Source organism: Planococcus sp. RAB007_Raresut, from assembly GCF_057369535.1.
The window spans coordinates 1-257 of the sequence record NZ_JBXYIF010000182.1; the positions used below are offsets into that span (position 1 = coordinate 1).

The 257-nt window shown below is 68.1% G+C and carries 1 protein-coding gene; it reads right to left on the bottom strand.

Annotation, left to right across the window (positions count from 1 at the left end; genetic code table 11):
* Window positions 1-257: transketolase C-terminal domain-containing protein (locus tag AC2Q9J_RS18205; protein ID WP_499042124.1), on the bottom strand; the 257-nt coding region annotated here is incomplete at both ends.

Genomic DNA, 257 nt, shown 5'->3' on the forward strand with positions numbered 1-257 from the left:
GCGCGGAAAGCTCCGCCCCGAAACCGCTCGGGCGGGACGCCTCATGCACGGTCAGGCAGCGACCGGTGCGTTCGATCGAGCCTTCGCTCGCCTCGATGTCGAGCGGGACCAGCGTACGCAGGTCGAGGATGTCGGCTCCGACGCCCTTCTCGCGGCACACCGCCTCGACCACATGGACCATCGTGCCATAGGCGAGGACGGTCAGCCGGTCGCCTTCGGTGACCTGCCGCGCCTTGCCCAGCGGGATCTTGTAATAG